Source organism: Helicobacter sp. 11S02596-1 (genome assembly GCF_002272825.1).
Taxonomy (GTDB): Bacteria; Campylobacterota; Campylobacteria; order Campylobacterales; family Helicobacteraceae; genus Helicobacter_J.
In genome coordinates this window covers 39,562-45,561 of the sequence record NZ_MLAM01000016.1, presented here as the reverse complement: position 1 = coordinate 45,561, position 6,000 = coordinate 39,562, and the positions used below count along the sequence as shown (strand labels likewise).

Annotated in this window: 6 protein-coding genes; all 6 read right to left on the bottom strand. The window is 43.4% G+C overall.

Annotated features, from left to right (window positions below; all coding sequences use genetic code 11):
• Positions 1-93: 93 nt before the first annotated feature.
• The 6 genes from BJI48_RS08765 to aepX are packed head-to-tail and all read right to left on the bottom strand — an operon-like array spanning position 94 to position 5,326.
• Entirely contained in the window at positions 94-468 is a 375-nt protein-coding gene (locus tag BJI48_RS08765; protein WP_095334099.1) for a hypothetical protein, read from the bottom strand.
• A gap of 44 nt (positions 469-512) precedes the next feature.
• On the bottom strand, positions 513-923 hold the full coding sequence (locus BJI48_RS08760) for a class I SAM-dependent methyltransferase (RefSeq protein WP_095334097.1): 411 nt from the start codon (positions 921-923) through the stop codon (positions 513-515).
• A gap of 4 nt (positions 924-927) precedes the next feature.
• The gene (locus BJI48_RS08755; RefSeq protein WP_095334095.1) at positions 928-2,007 is read right to left on the bottom strand and encodes an aminotransferase class V-fold PLP-dependent enzyme; all 1,080 of its coding nucleotides are present in this window, start codon (positions 2,005-2,007) and stop codon (positions 928-930) included.
• The gene (locus BJI48_RS08750) at positions 2,004-2,684 is read right to left on the bottom strand and encodes an NTP transferase domain-containing protein (protein ID WP_095334093.1); all 681 of its coding nucleotides are present in this window, start codon (positions 2,682-2,684) and stop codon (positions 2,004-2,006) included. Before BJI48_RS08750 ends, BJI48_RS08755 begins: the two co-directional genes overlap by 4 nt.
• Positions 2,684-3,877, bottom strand: a complete 1,194-nt coding sequence (locus tag BJI48_RS08745) for a thiamine pyrophosphate-dependent enzyme (protein WP_095334091.1) — start codon at positions 3,875-3,877, stop codon at positions 2,684-2,686. The genes BJI48_RS08750 and BJI48_RS08745 overlap by 1 nt, the downstream gene beginning before the upstream one ends.
• A gap of 9 nt (positions 3,878-3,886) precedes the next feature.
• Positions 3,887-5,326, bottom strand: a complete 1,440-nt coding sequence (aepX, locus tag BJI48_RS08740; RefSeq protein ID WP_343286673.1) for a phosphoenolpyruvate mutase — start codon at positions 5,324-5,326, stop codon at positions 3,887-3,889.
• Positions 5,327-6,000 lie beyond the last annotated feature (674 nt).

Genomic DNA, 6,000 nt, shown 5'->3' with positions numbered 1-6,000 from the left:
TTCCAGCAAAATATCCAATAAGCGTTCTTGTAATGCATCCATTTTCTTATCCTCCTTATTATGATAAAGGCAACATTGTATCCAAAGAATGATTTAGCAATCTTTATAAAACACCGCGTTGTAGCGGTATTTGGAATTTTGATACCCAGCAATATCTTGTTGCCACAGCTCAAATTTCACTGATTGGGTGTTAGTGCGGTTATATTCATCTATGAGTGTTTCCAAAAATTCTTTAGGGATATAAAGATGTTGCAATGCCCCTGTATAGAGGTCCTTGATACCAAGTGCTGCTTTTGCTTGTAGATCTTCTTCTTTGCGGGCAACATCGAGCAAATCCATCAATAAAACGATTTTTTTGGAACTTTTTAGCATCTTAAGCACGACCGATTTGACGTATTTGAGCGAGGGAAAATAATGAAACACGCTAAAACTCAAGCAACAATCCACCCCATCAGCGCCAATCTCCATATGCGAAGCTTCCAAGGGTAAAAATGCTTGATTATCAAGTAATGTTATCTGCCCCCCCCCCCGCACGGATTTATTGGCATATTTTCAAATACAAAATTTGCTATGCGGACACGTGGTTCTGAATAATCACAACCCCCGACACGATAAGAAGTTGCGATATTTTTGTCTTGTAAAACTTGCAACAAAAGATACAAAAATGCCCCACTCCCGCAACCCACATCATAAAAGCTTTCACACCCTGCAAGTTTGGGGGCGAGGTTTTTTTCCATAAATGCACGTATCGAGCCAGAATTAAGCGCCCCCGTCTTGCTATCAAAGCCATTGAGCTTGAGTAGATAGTCCCCGATTTCTGTTGTGCTATTTGATTGAAGTTTTTGTTTTAACCACGTTAGTTCTTCTTGATTGTTGGCAGATTTTTGTGTCCAGATGTCTTTCCACGTTTTATTTTGTTGCATTTTTTTAACCTTTTGTATTTGTGATAAATTTTTCTAAGACGAACAAAAATAGTTCGATGTCCTTGTGCGTAATATCCCCGATATTAGCGATACGAAACATCTCTTTGCCTGCGACTTTTCCCGGATAGATGACAAAACCATAATCCTTGCAAAAATCGTGCAATGTCTTAAAGTCCATCCCAGCGAGTTCTACAGAGGTAATAATATGCCCGTTATTGCTTGTTGGATAGGGTTTTAATCCTAGCTTTTCTAAGCCTAGTCGCAGTGTTGTATGCGATGTCTGATAGCGTTGCATTCGGTTTGCCACACCCTCTACCAAAAGCAAATCAAGCGCCTTATCCAGGGCATAGGCACATTGCACAGGTGGGGTAAAACGCATTTGTTTGTGTTTGCTGAAATATAAAAACTGCTCGCACAAATCCAAATACAAACTCCTAGAATGCTTCGCCTCCAAAATATCGGCCTTGGAGGCAATAACAAAGCCCAGCCCAGCAATCGCTTGGATATTTTTGTTGCTTGAGGCGATGATATAGTCCATTTCTGCGTGTTTGATAGGGTATGCCCCCAAGCTACTCATACAATCAGCGATGATTTTTACGCCATATTTTTTGCAAATCTGACTGATTTTTGTCGCATCATTGAGCAATCCTGTGGTCGTTTCGCTATGCACATAGGCAAGAAAATGCGGTTTGTAGGTGATGATGGCTTCTTCAAGCTGTTTGAAATCAACACAGCTAAACCCATCGCTTAAAAATTCTTCAAAGCAGATTTTGGCGTATCTGGCAATTTCTGCCATTCTAGCCCCATAAGCACCATTATTGATGATAAGCAAGCGATCCTCCTGCCCTACCACAGAGCCAAGCGTTGCTTCCACAGCCGCTGTGCCACTCCCGCCAAAAAGCACACAAGCCAAGTCGGCTTTGTCGCTGGTTTTTTCTTCGACTAAGGCACAGAGTTTTTGGCATACATTGGCAATCAAATCGCCAAATTCCTCTTCGCGCGGGCATATATCCTCACAAACTTGTGCGAGTTTGACACTAAGATGGGTATTGGCAGGTCCGGGATTGAGTAAGATGGTTTTCAATTTTTTTCCTTTGATAAGATTTTGGGAATGATTTGAGACTCTGCACGCTCCAAATGGCTCAAATCATCGATCTCGCACCATAAAAATTCTGCTATGCAAACAGGAAAGCCCTTGAGTGCGTATTCATAGTCTTTCGTATCCAACAGCAATGTTTCAAATGTAGCCAGACTGATTTTGCTAAGCCCGCTAAGCTCGGCATCGATATGTTTGAGGGCATTTTTGTCTTTGGAGAGATTGCAGAGTTTGCCATCTGAAATTTCCAAATACACTTCATCAGAACTATAAGTAAAATCACTCGCCAGCACCAAATCCGCTCGCAAATCGCCCAAAAGGATTTCAAGAGCGGATTTTTCATAGAGTAAATCTGACTCCAAAAGTAAAAAATCATTTTTGAGAATACCTCGAAACATCTCGAGTGTCTGCGCACTGCCTGTGTTTTGGTAGTGGGGATTTTCGATGATGGTGAGATTTTTTGTCTGCGAGGATAATGCGTGATAATGCTGGGCTAAATGCCCTGCCCCAATATAAATCCTCTGTATCCCTGCTTCAAAAAGCAATCGCAAACTTCTTTGGATGAGGGATTCGCCTAGATTGCGGGGTTTCAAAAATCCTTTGGGTTTCTCAATGATTCCTTTCAGGCGAGAACCCAGCCCCGCTGCTAAAATCACTGCGTCCATCAGAACCCTTTGGCGATAAAATCAGACAAACGCCGGGCAACTGCTTTGGGCGATATTTTGGGTCGCATTAAATTATCAATACTGCCTGATTTGATACGCAGATAGATGAAGCTTGGACCTGCGAAGTTACCATAAGCAAAGCTTTGGAGGGCTTGGGCAAAATCATCAAGATCACCGCAAATATAAATATTGGCATACCCAAAGCCTTTGGCAAGAGAGAGGAAATCACATTGTGGCGAGAGGGTGAATTGTCCCCCTGTGGAGTCGTGCGTCGCATTGTCCAAGACAATCTGGCAAAAATTTGCCCCCGCATAAAAAGCATTCGCCACCTCTAGTCCCATTTGCATTAGATAGCTCCCATCTCCATCGACGCAAATGACCTTATGGGTGCTAGCTTTGCTAATGCCTAGCCCGATGGCACTCACATAACCCATAGAACCCACCATATAAAGATTGTTTGGCAAATCAGCGATGGTATAAGCCTCTCTCCCGCATTTTCCGGTGCTAAAAAGCCCGATGATGGGCTCTTGTTTCAAAAGTTCAGAAATGATTTTGAGGGCATCGATACGATGAGGCAAGCAAGAATCTAAAGGGGATTGGTGGGAATTTGTGTCGTTTTTAACAGACTCAGAGTCAAAAAGCTCGATATGCGTGGTGGGCTTGGGCGTGATAGCGATAGGGGTATGGGAAAATGGTGCGATGGTTTTAGGGCGCACGATAAAAAAGTAGCTTTGATTGTGTTCTAAAAATTCACAAGCCCTCTCAAGCTGGTGTTTTGCCACAGAAATATCGGGGCTAAGAAAATCATTTTTGACTTCAAAAAGATTCAAGACATCTTGGGTGATTTTACCCATCAGCTCGTGCTGGGGCTCATCGTGATTGATCCCATCGATACGTTCCCCGCGCAAGCTCACAAAGCCCAGCACACCGACTTGAAAAATCGCATTGAAACTACTTAGCATACTTAAGGCATTGCTTAGCCCGCTATTTTGCATTAGCACAAACCCCCGCTTGCCCCCAAGCGCCATCCCGCTAATGATCCCAAGTGCTGAACCCTCATCATTTGCCATCAAATATTCCATATGCTCAAGCGAATAATTGATAAGCGGGGACAAAAGGCTACACGGCACGCCACTTGCGGTTTTGAATCCAAGATTTTTTAGGGCGTTACCCAATGCTTGCATTTCTAGCATAAATGCCCCCTAAATCGTTCCGGGGATAAGTTTCAAAATCTCAGAAATACCCAAAAGCTCGCCCTCGCATTCTTGGGTTCTGTCATTTTCTAAGATACTTTTTGCCGTTTTTGACATTGCGATAAATCCCGCACGCAAAAAATGATTGGCATAAATCACGATGTTAGCGCCCGCTTTTGAAAGCTCGCTTGCTGGGATGGTGTTGAAACTTGTAGGCACGACGATGATAGGGGTATGGCTGTCTTTTTCTCTAAAACGATGGAGAAATTCAAAAATCTCTTTGCCATCTCTTTTTCGAGAATGGATCATCACCCCATCTGCTCCGGCTGCCACATAGGCAAATCCTCTCTTGAGCGCGTCATCTAGCCCTTTATCTAGGATCAAAGACTCGATACGTGCAAAGATCATAAAATCTTTATTAGGCTGGGCATTTTTCCCTGCTTGGATCTTGAGGCAAAATTCCTCGATACTTTCTTGGGTTTGGGCGACATCATTTCCTAATAGGGAATTTTTCTTCAAGCCTGTTTTGTCTTCTATCACCACTGCGGCGATACCTTGGCGACAGAGCGTTTTGACCATAAAGGCAAAATGTTCGATCTTCCCGCCTGTATCCCCATCATAGATGAGTGGCTTTTGGCTAACTTCAAAAATCTCATTAACCGTGTGCAATCGTGTAGAAATATCCAAAACCTCAATATCAGGCTTCCCACGCACGACGCTATCTGTTAGCGAGCTCGACCAAAAGCCATCAAATGTGATAGGCTTGTTATCCCTAATAACCTCGGTATTTTCGGCAATCAAAGCACAAAGTGCCGAATGTGTCTCAATAAATCGCAACGGGCGCTTCAAGCTCAATAGATGGCGCAGGCGTGCTGATGGGGCGTTGGTAGAAATGCCTAGATTTTTCAGAGCGATTTTGAGATGGGTATCATTGATGTCTTGACTATAGGGGATCTCTACAAGATGAGAAAGCGCATTTTGGGGGAATTTTTGCTCCAGAAGCCTTAAAACTTCATCGCGCAGATAGGTCAAAAAATTATGCTTCCAATCATCGCCGTGGATAACATAACAGACATTGTATTCATCAAAAATCTTCGCATATGATGGGGTATCTTGAGGGATTATCGCATCGATAAGCGAGATATGTTCCAAGGCACTTTTGCGATGAGAATAGCTCAAAAATGCCGGTGTGGAGATCTCTGCAATGGCTTCATTGCTCAAAAGCCCAACAATGACAATATGCTTTTGTCCCTCTTTGGATTTTTGTTCGGCTAACGCCCGGGCAGCTTTGAGGATATTGATATGCCCAGCGTGGAGCAAGTCTGCTCCCATTGAGACAAAAATACAAGGGGTTTGAGAAATATTAGGGGAGTTTAGGCTTTTTAGATTGTGGCTTTTAGATTCGTGGGGGGGGGGGGCAGAAATAATATCGATTCCGTGCTTAGGCATTTGAAATGTCCTTAAATAAATTTTTAAGCCATCAATTATAACCGAGTTTCTTAAAATTATGCTTACTCGGTTTGGATTTAAGAATCCAAACCTGAAGACCACTCCAACGGGCAAAACCTGCTTTCGTTCCTAAAGTATTTCACCCACCCACCCGAGTTATATCCTACTAACACAGGAATATCAACTTGGGGCGGGCGGGCAAAGTTTCTAAGGTTTATTGTGTAGAATTACTAACAAAAAAGCAATCTACGCCTTGTTATCTGGAATTACTAAGGGAGCGGGTCAGGGGGTAGGGGTTTAAGGGGTCTAGGGGGGCGGACTTCGCAATTTAAGCCCCCCTGACCCCTTTCTAGCTAGTATAGGAAAAAAACACTAGCGACATAAACTATGGAAAAGAATCATTATGCTTACTTGATTCACGTTATGAATCTGAAGACCATTCCAACAGGCAAAGCCCGTTTTCGTTCCTAAAGTTATTTCACCCACCCACCCGAGTTTGTGGTCGCACTATGTTTGCCCATTAACCCAGTTTCTAAGGTTTTCAATTTTGAACCACTTCCAAACCAAGTAATCTACGCCCTGTCATCTCGCCCACTAAGGGGGCGTGACGGGGGTTTTCACCCACCCACCCATTGTTCTAAAGGGGTCTTTTTGACCCGCCCACCCATTAAGGG